The organism is Microbispora oryzae (genome assembly GCF_017896165.1).
Lineage (GTDB): Bacteria > Actinomycetota > Actinomycetes > Streptosporangiales > Streptosporangiaceae > Microbispora > Microbispora oryzae.
This window is the reverse complement of record NZ_JAFCNB010000002.1, coordinates 12,914-29,833: the sequence shown is the minus strand read 5'-3', so window position 1 is coordinate 29,833 and position 16,920 is coordinate 12,914. Positions and strand designations below refer to the sequence as shown.

General features: G+C 73.5%; 15 protein-coding genes. 8 read left to right on the top strand and 7 right to left on the bottom strand.

The window, feature by feature from the left end:
• Window positions 1-164: 164 nt before the first annotated feature.
• The 5 genes from JOL79_RS03695 (at window position 165) to JOL79_RS03675 (ending at window position 4,924) form a co-directional block, all read left to right on the top strand.
• Window positions 165-983: a phosphotransferase gene (locus tag JOL79_RS03695; RefSeq protein ID WP_210154230.1), complete on the top strand. Its 819-nt coding sequence runs from the start codon at window positions 165-167 to the stop codon at window positions 981-983.
• Between the two features lie 33 nt (window positions 984-1,016).
• Complete coding sequence (locus JOL79_RS03690; protein WP_210154229.1) at window positions 1,017-1,985, top strand: cobalamin biosynthesis protein; 969 nt, start codon at window positions 1,017-1,019, stop codon at window positions 1,983-1,985.
• Window positions 1,986-2,182: 197 nt separating this feature from the next.
• Window positions 2,183-3,091 (top strand): ABC transporter ATP-binding protein, encoded by a 909-nt coding sequence (locus JOL79_RS03685; RefSeq protein ID WP_210154228.1) that lies wholly within the window; start codon window positions 2,183-2,185, stop codon window positions 3,089-3,091.
• Window positions 3,072-3,872, top strand: coding sequence for an ABC transporter permease subunit (locus JOL79_RS03680; protein WP_210154227.1), 801 nt, complete (start codon window positions 3,072-3,074; stop codon window positions 3,870-3,872). The genes JOL79_RS03685 and JOL79_RS03680 overlap by 20 nt, the downstream gene beginning before the upstream one ends.
• Complete coding sequence (locus JOL79_RS03675) at window positions 3,872-4,924, top strand: PucR family transcriptional regulator (RefSeq protein WP_210154226.1); 1,053 nt, start codon at window positions 3,872-3,874, stop codon at window positions 4,922-4,924. The genes JOL79_RS03680 and JOL79_RS03675 overlap by 1 nt, the downstream gene beginning before the upstream one ends.
• Before the next feature lie 37 nt (window positions 4,925-4,961).
• On the opposite strand, the gene JOL79_RS03670 is transcribed toward JOL79_RS03675, so the two are convergent.
• From JOL79_RS03670 to JOL79_RS03645, 6 genes are read right to left on the bottom strand one after another with little or no spacing between them, the layout of a single operon-like run.
• Window positions 4,962-5,921 carry a quinone oxidoreductase family protein gene (locus JOL79_RS03670; RefSeq protein WP_210154225.1) on the bottom strand — a complete coding sequence of 320 codons (960 nt, stop codon included), beginning with the start codon at window positions 5,919-5,921 and terminating at the stop codon, window positions 4,962-4,964.
• 38 nt (window positions 5,922-5,959) lie between these two features.
• Window positions 5,960-6,667: an HAD family hydrolase gene (locus tag JOL79_RS03665; protein WP_210154224.1), complete on the bottom strand. Its 708-nt coding sequence runs from the start codon at window positions 6,665-6,667 to the stop codon at window positions 5,960-5,962.
• Between the two features lie 8 nt (window positions 6,668-6,675).
• Window positions 6,676-7,776 (bottom strand): ABC transporter ATP-binding protein, encoded by a 1,101-nt coding sequence (locus tag JOL79_RS03660; RefSeq protein ID WP_210154223.1) that lies wholly within the window; start codon window positions 7,774-7,776, stop codon window positions 6,676-6,678.
• Window positions 7,773-8,636, bottom strand: coding sequence for an ABC transporter permease (locus JOL79_RS03655; RefSeq protein ID WP_210154222.1), 864 nt, complete (start codon window positions 8,634-8,636; stop codon window positions 7,773-7,775). The genes JOL79_RS03660 and JOL79_RS03655 overlap by 4 nt, the downstream gene beginning before the upstream one ends.
• Window positions 8,624-9,460: an ABC transporter permease gene (locus JOL79_RS03650; RefSeq protein WP_210154221.1), complete on the bottom strand. Its 837-nt coding sequence runs from the start codon at window positions 9,458-9,460 to the stop codon at window positions 8,624-8,626. Before JOL79_RS03650 ends, JOL79_RS03655 begins: the two co-directional genes overlap by 13 nt.
• 4 nt (window positions 9,461-9,464) lie before the next feature.
• On the bottom strand, window positions 9,465-10,622 hold the full coding sequence (locus JOL79_RS03645) for an ABC transporter substrate-binding protein (RefSeq protein WP_210154220.1): 1,158 nt from the start codon (window positions 10,620-10,622) through the stop codon (window positions 9,465-9,467).
• A 112-nt stretch (window positions 10,623-10,734) separates the two neighbouring features.
• Here JOL79_RS03645 and JOL79_RS03640 point away from each other — a divergent pair, with 112 nt between their 5' ends.
• The 3 genes from JOL79_RS03640 to JOL79_RS03630 all read left to right on the top strand — a co-directional run bounded on the left by JOL79_RS03640 (window position 10,735) and on the right by JOL79_RS03630 (window position 15,441).
• A complete protein-coding gene (locus tag JOL79_RS03640; RefSeq protein ID WP_210154219.1) occupies window positions 10,735-11,472 on the top strand; it encodes a GntR family transcriptional regulator in 738 nt (245 codons plus the stop codon).
• A 164-nt stretch (window positions 11,473-11,636) separates the two neighbouring features.
• Window positions 11,637-11,903 (top strand): DUF6504 family protein, encoded by a 267-nt coding sequence (locus JOL79_RS03635; RefSeq protein WP_210154218.1) that lies wholly within the window; start codon window positions 11,637-11,639, stop codon window positions 11,901-11,903.
• A 52-nt stretch (window positions 11,904-11,955) separates the two neighbouring features.
• Window positions 11,956-15,441, top strand: coding sequence for a DNA polymerase III subunit alpha (locus JOL79_RS03630; protein ID WP_210154217.1), 3,486 nt, complete (start codon window positions 11,956-11,958; stop codon window positions 15,439-15,441).
• 730 nt (window positions 15,442-16,171) lie between these two features.
• Here JOL79_RS03630 and JOL79_RS03625 read toward each other — a convergent pair.
• Window positions 16,172-16,888, bottom strand: coding sequence for a FadR/GntR family transcriptional regulator (locus JOL79_RS03625; RefSeq protein WP_210154216.1), 717 nt, complete (start codon window positions 16,886-16,888; stop codon window positions 16,172-16,174).
• Window positions 16,889-16,920: the final 32 nt, after the last annotated feature.

Genomic DNA, 16,920 nt, shown 5'->3' with positions numbered 1-16,920 from the left:
TCCTAGGACCCCGCGCTGGGCAGGAGACGTCGCGCTGAGGTCCCGCGGCCTGCACCGGCATCTCGGCGAACCGGTGTGGCCGCGTGCGTGCTCGGCGACTTCGCGGCGGCGTATCCGGCGAATCGGTCCGGTTCCGGCGGCTTGCCGGGATAGGCTGCGTGGCCATGTCGACGCGCTTCGCCTCGCCCGAGATCGCCCTGGGTGGTGAGCCGGACGCGCCGGTCGTACGGGTCGCCGGGACGGTGCGGCGGCCGGGGCGGCCGTCGTCCGGGTCGGTGAGCGCGCTGCTGCGTCATCTGGAGTCCGCCGGTTTTCCCGGCGCTCCCCGGGCGCTGGGCGTCGACGAGCTCGGCCGGCAGGTGCTCACGTACGTCGAGGGCGAGGTGCCGGGGCGGCCCCTCCCGGCGTACGCGATGAGTGAGGCAGCGCTGGTCGCGCTGGCCCGGCTGCTGCGCGAGCTCCACGAGGCCGCCGCGTCGTTCGCGCCGCTGCCCGGCGCGGTGTGGGAACGCGGGTCGAGTCTCGACGACGAGCCTGAGCTGGTTGGCCACTGTGACGTGACCCCGGAGAACGTGGTCTTCCGGCCCTCGCCGTCGCCCGGAAACCCGCTCCTGCCGTACGCGCTGATCGACTTCGCCATGGCGAGGCCGACGACGCGCCTGTTCGACGTGGTCACGACGTTGCGGCACTGGGCGCCGCTGGCCGACCCGGTCGACCGGGAGCCGGTGCAGCGCACGCTGGACGCGGGCGCGCGGATGCGGATCTTCTGCGACGCCTACGGGCTGACGGCCCGCGAGCGGCTCCGGGTCGTCGACGCGTCGAGGATCAGGCTCGGCCGGTCCTACCTCGTCATGCGCGACCGTGCACGCGGGGCGGAGCCGGGGTGGGCCCGCAGGTGGGCGGACGGCGCGGGCGCCCGCATACGAAGGGCCGCCGCCTGGCTGGACGCGAACGAGGACGACCTGCGCGCCCACCTCATGTGAGCCCTGCGGAAGAATGCGGGCGTGGTGCGGATCATGGACAGGGCGACCGCGGCCGGCGTGCTGGTCGGGGCGGCGGTCGACGCGGTGGTGGGCGACCCCAGGCGGGGCCATCCGGTGGCGGCCTTCGGCGCCGCCGCCAGCGCCTTAGAAAAGCGGATATATCGGGACTCACGGGTGACGGGGGCGCTCTTCACCGCCGCCTGCGTCTGCGGGGCGGGGGCCGTCGGCGTGGCGGCCGACCGGTTGACGCGCACCCGTCCGCTCGCCCGTGTGGCCGTCACCGCCGCCGCCACTTGGGCCGTGCTCGGCGGCACCACCCTGGCCCGTGAGGGCGCGGCCATGGCGGCGTCGCTCGAAGCGGGCGACATCGAGGCGGCCCGCGAACGGCTGCCGCACCTGTGCGGCCGGGACCCCTCCGGCCTCGACTCCGCCGAACTGGCCAGGGGAACGGTCGAGTCGATCGCCGAGAACACCTCGGACGCCGTCGTCGGCCCGCTCGTGTGGGGAGCCGTGCTCGGCCTTCCCGGCCTGCTCGGCTACCGCGTGGTGAACACGCTCGACGCGATGGTGGGGCATCGGTCGCCGCGCTACGAGAGGTTCGGCTGGGCCTCGGCGCGGCTCGACGACCTGGCGAATCTCGTGCCCGCCCGGCTGACTGCCCTGCTGACCGTCGCCTTCGCGGGCACGGCGGGCGGCTCGCCCCGCGTGGCGGCGGCCGTGGTGCTCCGGGACGGACACCGGCATCCCAGCCCCAACTCCGGCCGGTGCGAGGCCGCCTTCGCCGGAGCCCTCGGCGTACGGCTCGGCGGCGCCAACGACTACGGCGGCCGGGTCGAGCACCGGCCCGAGCTGGGCGACGGCCCGCGGCCGAGGATCCGGGACATCCGCAGGTCGGTACGACTGGCCCGGGTGGTGTCGCTGGCGGCCGTCGCCCTGTCGGCCACCGTCGCGGCGAAGATGGGCTCCCGGCGCCGGCCCCCGGGAGGCATGATGGGGTCATGACTGCAGTCATGGTCCTTCTGGGTGTCGCGTTCGTCTTCAGCGCCGTCGTCGCACTGTCGGTCGTCACGGTGCTCGTGCGCGCGTCGCGGCGGTCCTGAGGATCGGGCTGACGCTGCCGGGACCGGGAAGCGAACCGCCCGGCAACTGTTCGGGTCCGGGTATGTCCGTGCGGACCCCGGGCCCATCACCATTGCGCCATGACAGCAGTGGTGGAGACCGAGGGACTCACCAAGTTCTACGGTCCTAAACTGGCCCTCGACGATCTCGCGCTCGCCATCAGGCCGGGCGAGGTCTTCGGCTACCTCGGCCCCAACGGCGCGGGCAAGACGACGACGATCCGGCTGCTCCTCGATGTGATCAGGCCGACGTCGGGCCGGGCGACGGTGCTCGGCGCCGGCACCCGCGACGCCCGGATCCGGGCGCGGATCGGGTACCTCCCGGGGGAGCTCGCCCTGGAGGGCAGGGTGCGGGCCCGCGCCTATCTCGACTTCGTCGCCGACGTCAGGGGCGGGGTCAACCGCGGGCGGATCGACGAGCTGGCCGAACGGCTCGACGCCGACCTGTCCGTCCCGATGGGACGGCTCTCCAAGGGCAACAAACAGAAGGTCGGGCTGATCCAGGCGTTCATGCACGAGCCTGAGCTGCTCATCCTCGACGAGCCGACGACCGGTCTCGACCCCCTGGTGCAGCAGGAGTTCCTCTCGATGGTCCGGGAGGCCCGCGCCTCCGGTCACACCGTGCTCATGTCGTCGCACGTGCTGGCCGAGGTCGAGCACGTCGCGGACCGCGTCGGCATCGTGCGGTCCGGCCGCATGGTCGCCGTCGAGGACGTCGCGGCGCTGCGCGAGCGGGCCGTACGCAGGGTGGAGCTCCACTTCGACGCGCCGGTCCCGCGTGAGGCGTTCGAGGGCCTGCCCGGCATCCGGGACCTGACCGTCGAGGGCGCCTCGCTGCGCTGCACGGTCGACGGCCGTCCGGACGCGCTGATCAAGGCCGCGGCCCGGTTCACCGTGGTCCACATGGTCAGCGCGGAGCCCGACCTGGAAGAGATCTTCCTGACCTACTACAGCGAGGAGGAGGCCGCCCATGCCCGCGCTGGTGCGTAAGACCCTGGGGGAGTACGGCCGCGCCCTCGTCGGCTGGACCGTCGGGCTGTCGGCGTTCCTCACGATGTACATCTCGATCTGGTCGAGCATGAAGGACAACCCGGAGGTCTTCACCGAGACGGCGGTGGCGAAGTATCCGGGCGCGCTCAGGGACCTGATGGGCGGCATGGCCGACATCGCGAGCGGCGCGGGCTTCCTTCAGGCGATCGCCTACCAGCTCCTCGGCCCGCTGCTGTTCGTCATGTGCGCCGCGATCCTCGGAAACCGGGCCGTGGCCCGTCCCGAGGAGGCCAGGACGCTGGAGCTCACGCTGACGCTGCCGATCGACCGCAGACGGCTGGTCCTCGACCGCTGGGCGGCCATGCTGCTCGGCCTGCTGGCGGTGGCGCTCGTCACCCTGTGCGTGGTCGCCGTCGCGGGCGGCCTCGCCGGGATGGGCGTGCCGTTCGGCCGGATCCTCGCCGCGCACACCGGACTGTTCCTGCTCGTCCTGTTCTTCGGGACGCTCGCGCTCTGCGTGGGGGCGGCCTTCGGGCGCGGGCAGGCGGCGCTCGCCGTGGTGGGCGTGTGGGGCGTCGCCGGATACGTCGTGGAGACCCTGGGCAGGAACGTCGACGCGATCGCGTGGCTGCGCTGGCTGTCGCCGTTCCACTACTACCTTGACGGCCGCCCCCTCTACCAGGGCTGGCCGGCCGGGGACTACCTTGTCCTGCTGGGCGCGACGGCCGTGCTGCTGGCGACGGCGGTGTTCGCCTTCGAGCGGCGTGACGTAGGGGTGTGATGGACAGCGTTCTCGCTCGGGTGAGCGGGGCGACCGGGGTGCCCGCCGATCTTCTCGGCGGGTACCTCTCCGTGCTGGCGGCCTGCGCCGCGACCGGGCGGCTGCCCGGCCGGGCGGACATCGACGGGCTGCGGGAGAGCGGCGCCCTCGCCGCCGAGCGCGGCGTCCCGCTCCACGTGCTCGCCGACGCCTGCCTGCACGCCGCCGAGATCACCGCGGGCGGCGCGTTCGGCGCCGTGCGGCGGAGCGTCGCGGCCTTCGCCGAGGGATACGAGGAGGCGCAGCGCGCCGCAGTCGTCCGGGAGGACGCGGCCCGCCGCCTGTTCGTCGACGACCTGCTGCGGGGCCGGGCGGACGCCGAGCGGGCCGAGCACTTCGGGCTGCGCCTGGCGGAGGCGTACGTCGTGACCGTGGTCAGGGCCGAGGAGCCGCTCGCCGGGACCGACCCGGTGATCGGGACGGTCGAGCGGGCCCTCGTCGGCCGGTTCGGCTCGCACAACATCCTGGTCGCCGTCAACGACGGGATGCTGGTCTGCGTCTCTCCCGCGTCGCTCACGGCGGCCGGGGGCGAGTTCCTCCACCGGGTGCGGTCGTGCCTGACCTCGTGGCGGGCGGGCGTCGGCCGGGCGCACCCCGGGCCTGGCGGCATCGTCACGTCGCTCCGCGAGGCCGCGAACGCCATCGAACTGGGCGACCGCCTGGGGCTGCGGGCCCAGGTGCTCCGGGCGGCCGACCTGCTCGTCTTCCCCGTGCTGCTCCGCGACCGGGGCGCGATCACCGACCTCGTCTCCACCGTCCTCGGGCCGCTCACCGCCGCGCGCGGCGGGGCCGGGCCGCTGCTGGACACCCTGGAGGCGGTCTTCGCCTCGCAGGGCAACCACACGGCCGCGGCCCGCCGGCTGGGCGTCAGCACGAGGGCGATCACCTACCGGCTGGAGCGGATCCGCAGGCTCACCGGCTTCTCCCCGGCCGACTCCACCCAGCGGTTCACCCTGGAGACCGCCGTGCTGGGCGCCCGGCTGCTGGAGTGGCCGGAGCGGCCGCTGCCCTGAGCCCGGGCGCCCTCCCATGAGGCCCTTCAGGAACCCGTCACGGGATCAGCAGGAGCTTCCCGGTGGTCCGCCGTCCCTCCAGGTCGTCGTGCGCCCGGCCGGCCTCGGCGAGCGGGTAGCGCTCGGAGACGAGCACCTTGAGCGCTCCCGAGGCGACCCAGCCGAGCACGTCGTCGGCCCGGGACACCAGTTCCTCCCGGGTGGCGATGTAGTGGCCGAGCGTGGGCCGGGTGAGGAAGAGCGACCCCGCCGGGTTGAGCCGCTGCGGGTCGAACGGCGGCACGGGACCGCTCGCCGCGCCGTAGAGCGCCAGCATGCCGCGGGGGCGCAGCGAGGCGAGGGAGCCCTCGAAGGTGGCCGCGCCCACGCCGTCGTAGACGACGTGGACCCCGGAACCGGTGATCCGCTTCACTCCCTCGGCGAAGCCGTCGTAGCCGAGCACCTCGTCGGCGCCCGCCTGCCGGGCCAGCTTCTCCTTCTCCGGCGTGGAGACGGTGCCGATCACCCGGGCGCCGCGCATCTTCAGGATCTGCGTCAGCAGCAGCCCCATGCCGCCCGCCGCCGCGTGCACGAGCACGTCGTCGCCCGGCCGTACGGCGTAGGTCGAGTGCGTGAGGTAATGGGCGGTGAGGCCTTGGAGCATCACCGCCGCGGCGAGGTCGGGCGCCAGCCCTTCGGGCAGCCGGATGACCTTGTCCGCGGGCACCACGGCCTTGGTCGCGTACGAACCGGTCCACTGCGCCCAGGCGACCCGGTCGCCCGGGACCACGTCGGCGACGCCGGGGCCGACGGCCGTGACCGTGCCCGCGGCCTCCTCGCCCGGGATGAGAGGGAGCGGCCGCGGGTAGCGGCCCATGCGGTGGTAGACGTCGATGAAGTTCACCCCGCTCGCCGCCACGTCGACCAGCACCTCGCCGGGGCCGGGCTCGGGATCGGGCAACTCCCGGTACTCCAGTACGGAGGAGTCACCATAAGCGGGGACGACGACGGCATGCATGCTGGCTCCCTTTCTGCGGGCGGACCGTTACGCGTGTCTCAACCCCCCTCGCGGCGGCCGTTGTTCCGATCGCCGGGACGGGCGGTGGCGGCCAGGAGGCGCAGCATCGGCAGGTCCACGCGCTCCAGGCTCGGCACCCGCACCATCCTGCCGGAGACCCCCCGGTACGGCGAGCCCACCACGACGACGGCGCATCCGGCGGCCCGGGCCGAGGCGATCCCGGTGGGGCTGTCCTCGACCGCCACGCAGGCGACGGGGTCGACGCCCAGGCGGCGCGCGGCGGCCAGGTAGGGATCGGGGGCGGGCTTGTTCCGCGCGCTGTCGCCGGCCGCCACGGAGAGGCGGAACCGGTCCTCGCCGATCGCTTCGAGCACCAGGTCGACGACCGCCCGGGGAGAGGCGCTGACCAGGCCGGCCGGAATCCCGGCCGCCCGCAGCGCGTCGAGCAGGGCGACGGTGCCGGGGAGCGTCGTCACCCCTCGTTTGACGCGGGCGGTGAACGCGTCGGTCAGCATCGTCGTGACGGCCGCCGGCGGGGGGTCGCCCCCCGCCCGCCGGGACACGTGCTCGGCGGCGTCCTCGGCGGCGAGGCCGAAGAGCACCTCCTGGTCGGCGGCGGGAAGCGGCGCGCCCAGGCCGGACGCGACCTCGGCGCACGCCTCCCACCACAGTCCCTCGGTGTCGACGAGCGTTCCGTCCATGTCGAAGAGGACCGCGGACGGTCCGTCCGCGAGTTCGTCAGGCATCGGACGCGTCAGACGACGTCGGGCTCGGCGACGGCGACGGCGGCCGGCCGCGCCTGGCTTCCGGCCCCGTCCGCCGCGGGCGCCACCAGCACGGGCCGCTCCACCAGCGCGACCCGCACGGGCGTGCCGGGCGCGAGCCGCGCCGAGTCGTGGCCGGGCACGTCGGCCAGCACCTCGGTGCCGTCGGCGAGCTGTACGGTCAGCCGGGCGATCGAGCCGCGGAACGACGACACCATGACCATCGCGCCGCCGTCGGCGTCCGGGGTGACGAGCACCGTCTCCGGCCGGACCAGCACATCGACGTCGCCGGTGGCCGGGGCGTCGCCGTCCACGGGCAGCGTCTGGCCGAGCACGGTCACCCGGCCGTCCGCGGCCCTGCCCCGGATGTGGTTCATCGTGCCGACGAACTCGGCCACGAAGGGAGTCGCGGGCCGGTCGTACAGGGTGGCCGGGGCGGCGACCTGCTCCAGGTGGCCGTCGCGCAGGACGGCGACCCGGTCGGCCATCGACAGGGCCTCCTCCTGGTCGTGCGTGACGAAGATCGTGGTGATGCCGAGGGAGAGCTGCAGCCGCCGGATCTCCTCCCGCAGCGAGACCCGGACCTTGGCGTCGAGCGCCGACAGCGGCTCGTCGAGCAGCAGGACGCGGGGCTCCAGGGCGATCGCGCGGGCCAGGGCGACCCGCTGCTGCTGGCCGCCGGACAGCTGGTGCGGGTAGCGGCCCCCTATCTGAGGCAGGCCGATGAGCTCGAGCAGCTCCTGCGCCCGCTCGTGCCGCCGGGCCGCCGCCACCTTGCGCACCCGCATGCCAAACGAGATGTTGTCGCGGATGTTCAGGTTGGGGAACAGACTGTAGGACTGGAACACCATTCCCGCGTCCCGGCGATTGGCCGGCACGTGGGTGATGTCCTTGCCGTCGACGAGGACCTGGCCCTCGTCGGGATGCTCGAATCCGGCCAGGCAGCGCAGCGCGGTGGTCTTGCCGCAGCCCGAGGGGCCGAGCAGCGCGATCAGCTCGCCCGGCTCCACGGTCAGGTTCAGGTTGTCGAGGGCGACCGTCGCGCCGAACCGGCGCCGCAGCCCGCGGAACTCGACCCGGGCCCCGTTCATGAACCACTCCTTTGCCTCGCACCGGCGGAGGACAGCAGGAGCAGCAGCAGCCAGGTGATCAGCAGGCTGAACACCGAGACGGCCACGGACACCTGCGCCTGCGAGCCGGAGATCGTGTAGATCCAGACGGGGAAGGTCTGGAAGCTGAGCAGCTGGGCGATGGTGAACTCGCCGAGCACCAGGGCCAGCGTGAGGAAGCCGGCGCTGGCGAGGCCGGACCGGAGATTGGGGATGATCACCCGGAAGACGACGTGCGGCCACGACGCCCCCAGGTTGCGCGCCGCCTCGGACAGCGTCCGCACGTCGATGGCGCCGAGCCCCGCGTCCAGCGACCGGTAGACGAACGGCAGCGCCAGCACGACGTACGCGAAGACGAGCACCAGCGGGAAGTCGGGGTTCTGCACCGCGATGATCGTCTGGTAGAAGGGCGTGCTGGCCAGGTAGTCGGGGCCCCAGCGCAGCACGGTGCTGATGCCGGCCACGAACGTGATCGGCGGCACGACGAGCGGCAGCGTGCACACCACTTCGAGCGGCGTCCGCAGGCGCGGCGCGGCGAGCCGTACCGCGATCATCGCCGGCAGGGTCAGCACCAGGACGAGCGCGATGGTGACCAGGCCGAGCCCGAGGGAGAGCAGCAGGCTCCGGCCGAAGCCCTCGGCCGAGAAGATCTGCCCGTACGCGTCGAGCGTGAAGCCCGTGCTCGGGTCGTCGACCGTGAAGACGAACGACGCGAGCAGCGGCACCACGAAGTAGAGCGCGGCGACGACGAGGACCACGCCCCGCCACACCCTGGGCCTGCGGGGACGGCCCTTCGCGGGCGGCGCGGCGGCCGGCGCGACGGACGGGGTCACCGTAGCCATCGGGCACTCCTCTTCTGGAGCGGGAGGTAGACCGCCATGACCAGGCCGGCGATCACGATCATGTCGAGGCTGAGGGCGAGGGCCACGTTCTCGTGGCCGATGAGCACGTTGCCGCTCAGGGCCGCGTCGATCTGCAGCGTGACCAGCGGCACGCTGCCGCCGACCATCGCCTTGGCGGTCGCGTAGGCCGCGAACGAACCGCCGAACAGCAGCACGAACCCGCCGAGCAGCGTCGGCGCCAGCACCGGAACGCCGACGTACCGCCAGAACTGCCAGGTGTTGGCCCCGTTGTTCTGCGCGGCCTCGCGCCACTGCGGCCGCAGGCCGTCGAGCGCGGGGACGACGGTCAGCACCATCAGCGGGATGGAGAAGTAGAGGTAGACGAGGGTGAGTCCCCAGAAGTTGTAGAGGTTCCACCCGTGGTCGGACAGGCCGAACGCCTGGGTGACAACCCCCGAGTTGCCCAGGGTGGCGATCCAGGCGAACGCCAGCGGCACGCCGCCGAAGTTCGCCAGGACACCCGAGGCCGTCAGGACGGCCTCCCGCAGGGCCCGGAACCGCGACGTCACGATCGCCTGCGCGAGGAACGTGCCGAGCACGCCGCCGGCCACGGCGACCACCGCGGAGATCTTCACGCTGCCGAGCAGGGCGGTGAGGTACGCCCCCTGGAGGGACTCGGTGAGGTTCGCGGCGCTCACCGAGCCGTCGCGGGTGAACGTGCCGCCGAGAAGCACAAGCAGCGGCACGCCGAAGATCAGGGCGATGAAGGCCAGCAGCGGCACGGCCGCGAGCCAGCCCTTCGATCGCGTACGGTTTCCGGTCACCGGGTCAGCCCGCCACCGCCGCGCTCCACCCGGTCGCCAGGACCTGCTTGGCCTTGTCGACCTGGGCCGGAGTCGGGAAGGTGGGGGTGCCGTCGACCTTGGGGAGCTGCTCGACCATCGCGGCGTCGGCGGTGCCGTCCTGCTGCATCGCGGGGAGCAGCACGGGGCGGGCGTAGCCCTTCAGCCACAGGTTCTGGCCCTCGGCGCTGTAGAGGAACTCCTGCCAGAGCCGGGCGGCGGCCGGGTGGGGGGCGTACTTGCTCACGGCCTGGGAGTAGAAGTTGGCGTACTGGCCGTCGGAGGGGATGGCGATCTTCCAGTCCACGCCCTTGGTGGAGAACTCCTTGGCGTAGCTGGCCTGCAGGTAGTCCCAGTCGATCGTGATGGGCGTCTCGCCCTTCTCGACCGTGGCGGGGGTGGCCTCGACCGGGGTGAAGTTGCCGTTGCCCTTGAGCTTCTTGAAGAAGTCGATGCCGGGCTGGATGTCGTCGAACGAGCCCTGGTTGGCCAGCGACGCGGCGTACACGCCGGCGAACGCGGCGCCCGCCTTGGTCGGGTCGCCGTTCAGCGCGACCTTGCCCTTGTACTCGGGCTTGAGCAGGTCGGCGAAGCTCTGCGGGCACTCCTTGACGCGCTTGGCGTCGCAGCCGATGGAGATGTAGCCGCCGTAGTCGTAGACCCAGGCGCCGGACGCGTCCTTCTGACCGTCGGGGATCTTGTCCCAGCTCTGCACCTTGTACGGCGCGAACAGGCCCTCCTGGGCGCCGCTGAGGGCGAAGGCGCTGCCGAGGTCGAGGACGTCGGGGGCGCGGCCTTGGCCCTTGAGGGTCTTGACGGCGTTGATCTCGTCCTGGCTGGAGCCGTCGGGGTTGTCGCTGGTGATCTTGATGCCGTACTTGTCGCCGAAGGCCTTGATGATCTCGCCGTAGTTCGCCCAGTCCGGGGGCAGGGCGATGACGTTGAGCTGGCCCTCCTTCTTGGCGGCCTCGACCAGCTTGTCCAGGCCGCCGAAGTCCTGGGCGGAGGTGGCCGTGGCGGCCTTGTCGGCGGTCGAGCCGGAGGAGGCGCCGCCGGTGGCGGTGTCGGGGGCCGCGCCGCACGCCGCGAGAGCGGAGGTGGCTATTGTGAGCGCGGCCACGAGGCCGACGGTACGTGTGGACATGGGGTCCTCCCACTGAGTGCGTGGATCGAACTTAAGCGAACTTGTACAAACAAGCCAGACCAAGTAAGCCGCATATCCATGTCGATAAAGTGAACGGACGGGTTCCATGGCGATGGCGCGCTATGAACAGATCGCGGGCGACCTGCGGGATGCCATCGTGCGCGGCGAATACGCGATCGGGGCGCAACTGCCCAGTGAAGCCGAGCTTGCCGACAGGTACGGGGCCGCGCGCGGCACGATCCGGCAGGCGGTCGCGGTACTCGTCAACGAGGGACTCGTGGGGTCGCGACAGGGGGCGCGGCGCATCGTTCTGGGCAGTGAACGGAGCCAGAGTTTCGCCGAGTTGCACAGTTTCGCGCAGTGGGCGCGCTCGATGGGCTACCGGGCCAGCGGCGCGGTGGTGCGGTCGGACCGCCGTCCCTGCACCCAGTCGGAGGCCGCCCGGCTGTCGCTGACGCCGGGGGAGGAGGTGCTCACCGTGCTGCGGCTGCGCCGGCTCGACGGCGAGCCGGTCCTCCTCGAACGCACGGTCTACGCCGGCTGGATCGCCCCCGCCGTGGAACGGCTCGACCCCTCGTGCGAGTCGGTCACCCAGGAACTGTACGACGCCGTCGGGCTCGTCTTCGCGTACGGCGAGCACCTGATCGACGCGGTCGCGGCCGGGAGCGAGGACGCCCGCCTGCTCGGCGTCCGCAGGGGCAGCCCGCTGCTGCGCCAGCGGCGGACGACGACGAGCCAGGAGGGCCGGCCGGTCGAGTGCTCGGACGACCGCTACCGGGCCGGCAGCGTGGCCTTCAGCATCCGCAACTCGACGTCCACCAACCCCCTGGTCCGGCGGACCGGCGACTGACCTCGCGCCGGACGCCCGGCCCGGATCCACGCTGACCTGGCAAATTTCCCGATGGCGACTTGCGTTCGATCTCCTGGGAACGTATGTTCGAAGTAGCGGCTTTTCTGCCCGAAACATCCGCCCGTCTTCCCCCGGGTGGCACGTAGCCACAGGGAGAAGGGGTCTTGAGCAGACTTTACGGCGAGCCGATCGAGGTGTGGGTCCGGGACGGCCGGCCGGCTCAGTTCGTCTGGCGTGACCGGCTCTACACCGTCCGCGAGGTCCAGGATCACTGGGTGGTCGTCCGCGAGTGGTGGAAGACCTCCGACGCCGATCCGGGGGAGCGGCGCTTCTGGCGCGTCGAGGCGGCGGCGGGCAGGCAGGTCGGCACCTACGAACTGCGATTCGACACCGCCGCCGACGGCTGGCTCCTGCTGAGGGCGTGGGACTGATGGGAACGCTCCAGGGTCCCTCTCCGGCCGGTGCGGCGGGGAGGAGGGGCTGATGGCCTCCTTCGTCCATCTGCACACGGCCTCCGCCTTCTCTCTCCGGTACGGCACCGCGTTTCCCGGCGCGCTGGCCGGCCGGGCGGCCGAGCACGGCATGGACATGCTCGCGCTGACCGACCGCGACGGCCTGTACGGCGCGATCAAGCACATCCGGGCATGCCACGAGCGGGGGATCGCGCCCGTCGTCGGCGTCGACCTCGCCCTGGACGGCGGCCCGGCGAGCCGCGGGAGGCGGGCCGACCCCGCCCGGATCGTCGTGCTCGCCCGCTCCGGCGGCTGGGCCGCGCTGTGCCGGCTCGTCACGGCCGCCCACCACGCGGGGGAGCGCGGGGAGCCGCACGTCACACCGGGGATGGTGTCCGAACACGCGACGGGCCCGGACGGCGAGCCGGCGCTCACGGTCATGCTCGGCCCGCGGTCCGGCGTGGGCCGCGCGGTGGCCGAGCGCCGTGACGACCAGGCGCGCGCCCTTCTCGCCGCCTGGCGTTCCGTCGTGCCCGACCTCCTCGTCGAGGTGGTGGACCTGTACGGCTACCGCGACGCGAACATCGCCGTGCGCATGCTGGGCCTGGCCGCCTCCATGGGCGTGCCCGCCGTGCTGACCAACGCCGTCCGCTACCTCGACGCGGCCGACCACCAGGTGGGCAACGTGCTCGACGCGGCGCGCAAGCTCGTCCCCCTCGACGGACGGCACCTGGAACACCCGACCGCCCACGCGTACCTGAAGGACGGCGCGGAGATGGCCCGCGTCGCGTCGCGGATCTGCGGCGGCGACGCGGAACGGGCGGCCCTGCTGCTGGCCGAGACCCGCCGGGCGGCGGAGCGGTGCGCGCTCGACCCGGTCGAGATCGTCCCGCTCCTCGACCCGGAGGACCCCCGGCTCCACCTCCCGGAGATCGGCGAGGACCCCGTGCCGCTGCTGCGTCACCGGTGTGAGGACGGGCTGGCACGCCGGGGGCTGGAGCGGTCGGAGGAGGCGAGGAGCCGCCTCGCGGCCGAGCTCACGATCATCGAGCGGAAGCGGCTTTCCGGCTACTTCGTCACAGTCGCCGGCATCACGGACATGATCCGCTCGATGGGCGTGCGCTGCGCGATCCGCGGTTCAGGGGCCGGCAGCCTGGTGAACTATCTCACCGGCATCGGCGAGGTGAACCCGCTCGAACACGGCCTGCTGATGGAGCGGTTCCTCTCGGAGGGCCGCCGCGGGCTGCCCGACATCGACGTCGACGTGGAGTCCGCCCGCCGCCTCGACTGCTACCGCGCCATCCTCGACCGGTACGGCGAGGCCCGCGTGGCCTGCGTGTCCATGATGGAGACCTACCGGGCGCGTAGCGCCATCCGCGACGTCGGGGCGGCGATGGGCCTGCCTCCACACGAGATCGACGTCATCGCCAAGGCGTTCCCCCACGTGCGGGCCAGGCAGATCGGGGCGGCCCTGACCGACCTGCCGGAGCTGCGCGCCAGCGGCCTGAACGACCGCTCGCTGGAGACGGTGTTCCGGCTGGCGGAGCGGCTCGACGGGCTGCCCAGGCACGTCGCGCTGCACCCGTGCGGCGTGCTCGTGGGCAACTCCTCGCTGCGCGACCGCACGCCCGTCGAACGGAGCCTGCTCGACTTCCCGATGTCGCAGTTCGACAAGGACGACGTCGAGGAGGCCGGCCTGCTCAAGCTCGACGTGCTCGGCGTGCGCATGCAGTCCGCGCTGGCCTACTCGCTGCGGGAGATCGAGCGGGTCGACGGGCTGCGGATCGACCTGGAGGCCGTGCCGCACGACGATCCCGCCACCTACGACCTCATCCGCGTCGCCCGGACGCTCGGCTGCTTCCAGATCGAGTCGCCCGGCCAGCGGGAACTGGTCGCCAAGCTGGAGCCCCGCACGATGCACGACCTGATCGTGGACATCTCGCTGTTCCGGCCCGGTCCGGTCAACTCCGACATGGTCACGCCCTACCTGGAGGCCAGGCACGGATTCCGGGAGGCGCGCTACCCGCACGAGGCCCTGCGGGACGCGCTGCGGGAGACCAACGGGGTGGTCGTCTTCCACGAGCAGGTCCTCAGGGTCATCGACGTCATGACCGGTTCCGGCCTGTCGGAGGCGGAGCGGGCCCGCCGCGGCCTCGGGTCGCCGGAGGGCCGGGAGGCGGTGCGGGCCTGGTTCGTGCCGCTCGCCCGCGCGCGGGGGTTCCCCGAACCGACCGTCGAGCAGGCGTGGCACGTGCTCGACGCGTTCGGCGGCTTCGGGTTCTGCAAGGCCCACGCGGCGGCGTTCGCGCTGCCCACCTACCAGTCGGCCTGGCTGAAGCGACACCACGCCGCGGCGTTCTTCGCCGGCGTGCTCACCCACGAGCCGGGGATGTACCCCAACCGGGTGATCCTCGACGAGGCCCGCCAGTGCGGCGTCGAGGTCCTGTCCCTGGACGTCAACCACTCGGGGGAACACTGGCTGGTCGAACGGACCGGCCCGGTCCCGGAGCCCAGCCCGGACGGGCCGCGGGTCGCCGAGCTCGGCCGCGGGTACGGCCTGCGGGTGCCGTTCTCGGCGGTCAAGGGGGTCAGCGACGCCGAGGTCGCCCGGATGGTCGAGGGGCGGCCGTACACCTCGCTCGCGGACTTCTGGGAGCGGGCCCGGCCGTCCCGGCCGGTGGCCGAGCGGATCGTGGAGGTCGGCGGGTTCGACGCGCTGCACGGCCTGCGCCCGGGCGAGCCGCGGTGGCGGCCGGGGGAGCTGACGCGGCGCGACCTGATCGCCCAGATCGGCACGCTCGACCGCGGCGCCGCGGGCGCGGCGGGGCAGCTGCCGATGGCGTTCACCGAGCGGGTGACGCCGGGGGAGCTGCCGGAGATGACCGAGGCCGAGGCCGTCGAGGCCGAGCTGGCCGTCCTCGGCATGGACGTCAGCCGGCACGTGATCTCCTTCCACGACGAGTTGCTCGACGCCATCGGCGTGACCAGGGCGAAAGACCTGCTCAGCCGGCGGAACGGCGCGGAGATCCTGGTCGCCGGGGTGAAGGTGGCCACCCAGACGCCCGCCGTCCGGTCGGGGCAGCGAGTCATCTTCACCACGCTCGACGACTCCACAGGACCGGTCGACCTGACGTTCTTCGAGTCGGTGCAGGGCCACACCGCGGCCACCGTCTTCGGGTCGTGGCTGCTGGTCGCGCGGGGCGTGGTCCGGCGCACCGGGGGACGGGCCGTCTCGCTGCGGGCCCTGCACTGCTGGGACCTGGTCGCGCTCGACCGGCTCTGGCGCGACCGCGGTCTCGACGCCGTCCGCGCCGTGCTGGACGAGAGGCCCGCGCCCGGCGCCGGGGTGGGCGGGCGGCCCCTGGAGTACGGCAACGGCTACCGGCTGTCGCCCTACTCCGACAACGGGGCGCCGCCCGCGGCGCGGGAGGGCCGGTTCCTGGCGGGTTCGGGAGAGCCCCACCGCCGGCTCTGGCACGCCAGTGCGGGAAGCTCGGGCCCGCCCCCGGGCCGCTGACGGCCGCGGTCACCGGCGGCCGCCTCCGGCCCGCGCCGGACGGCGGCCGCGTGGGCCGCGTGGGCGACGCGGGCCACCGTGACCTCGCGTACGGTGGCCGCGCACAGAAGGGCGGCGACGGCCAGCGTCACGACCTCGGGGACGCCGACCCCGACCAGGCCGCCGTCGCCGGGACGGCCCGCCACGGTGGCGAGCGCGGCGAGGGTGGCGAGCCACCAGCAGCCGAGCAGCACGAGCCACCGGGACCGGTCGCGCGTCCCGCCCGCCTCCCGCCAGGCGCGGTCGGCGATGAGCGGCGGAGCCACCAGGTTGACCCCGGGGACGAGCCACGCAGCGGTCAGCGCGATGCCCGGGACGTCCGGCCGCACCCGGCGCAGCCAGGTGAGGTAGGCCAGCGCGCAGGCGGCGGTCGCCGCGACCACGACGAGGATCAGCAGGGCGAACGCGGTCGCGGCCCCGGCCACCTCGCGGGCGGCGGGGGCGTGCGGGTCGCCGCCGAAGGCCGCCACCTGCCGGACCAGCCGGCGGCCCCGGGTCTCCTCGAACACGGCCAGCGCGACCACCGAGGCCATCTGCGCAGACAGGCCCGCGTAGACACCGGCGGCCGCCCTGCTCACCTCTGCCGACGTCGGCCGCATGCGTCACTCCCCCAAAGCCCGCGGACACTGCAATCACTCTTATCCCGTCCGCGACGTCGCTAATCAGGCCCCGGCCGGCTCGCCGAGCCGCATCACTCTCCTGGGACGTCGCCGGGCGGGTAGACGCGGGCGAGGTGCGCGGCGATCGCGGCGGCGGCCCCAGGGGCGTCGCCCGCGCCGATGGCCGCGTGGATGCGCCGATGATCCGCCTGCAGACCGGAGGTGCCGCCCAGCCGGGCCACCGCGTCGACGGCGTAGCGGTGCACCGCCCCGCGGACCGCCTCCATGATCGCCACGATCAGCCGGTTGCCCGACGCGGCGGCGATCGCCAGGTGGAACGCGACGTCGTGCGCGACGAACTCCCCGGGGCCGGTCGCGGCGTCCATGCCCGCAAGGGCGGCGGCCATCTCCGCGAGGCCCTCCCCCGACCGGGCCGCGTGCTCGGCCGACCACTGCTCCACCATCAGCCGCAGGTCGACCACCTCGCGCAGCGACAGCGTGGCGAGGCCGAGGTGCAGCCGGAGCAGGCCCGCGAGCGCGCCCGCGGGGCGTGAGGTCAGCACGGCTCCCGCGTCCGGTCCCCGGCCGGCCTGCGACGAGACGACCCCGAGCGTCTCCAGCACGCGCAGCGCCTCACGGACCGACGACCGGCCGACGTTGAGCTGCTCGGCGAGCTGACGTTCCCCGGGAAGCCGGTCGCCCACGGTCAGCCCGTCGGCCGCGATGCGCTCCTCGATCCGGGCGAGGACCTCCTCGAAGGCGCGCGGGCGCCCGCCCTGTCGGGCCGGGGCCCGGTCATCGACGCTCATGCGATCCTCCGGCGCCCGCCCGTGGTCCGGGA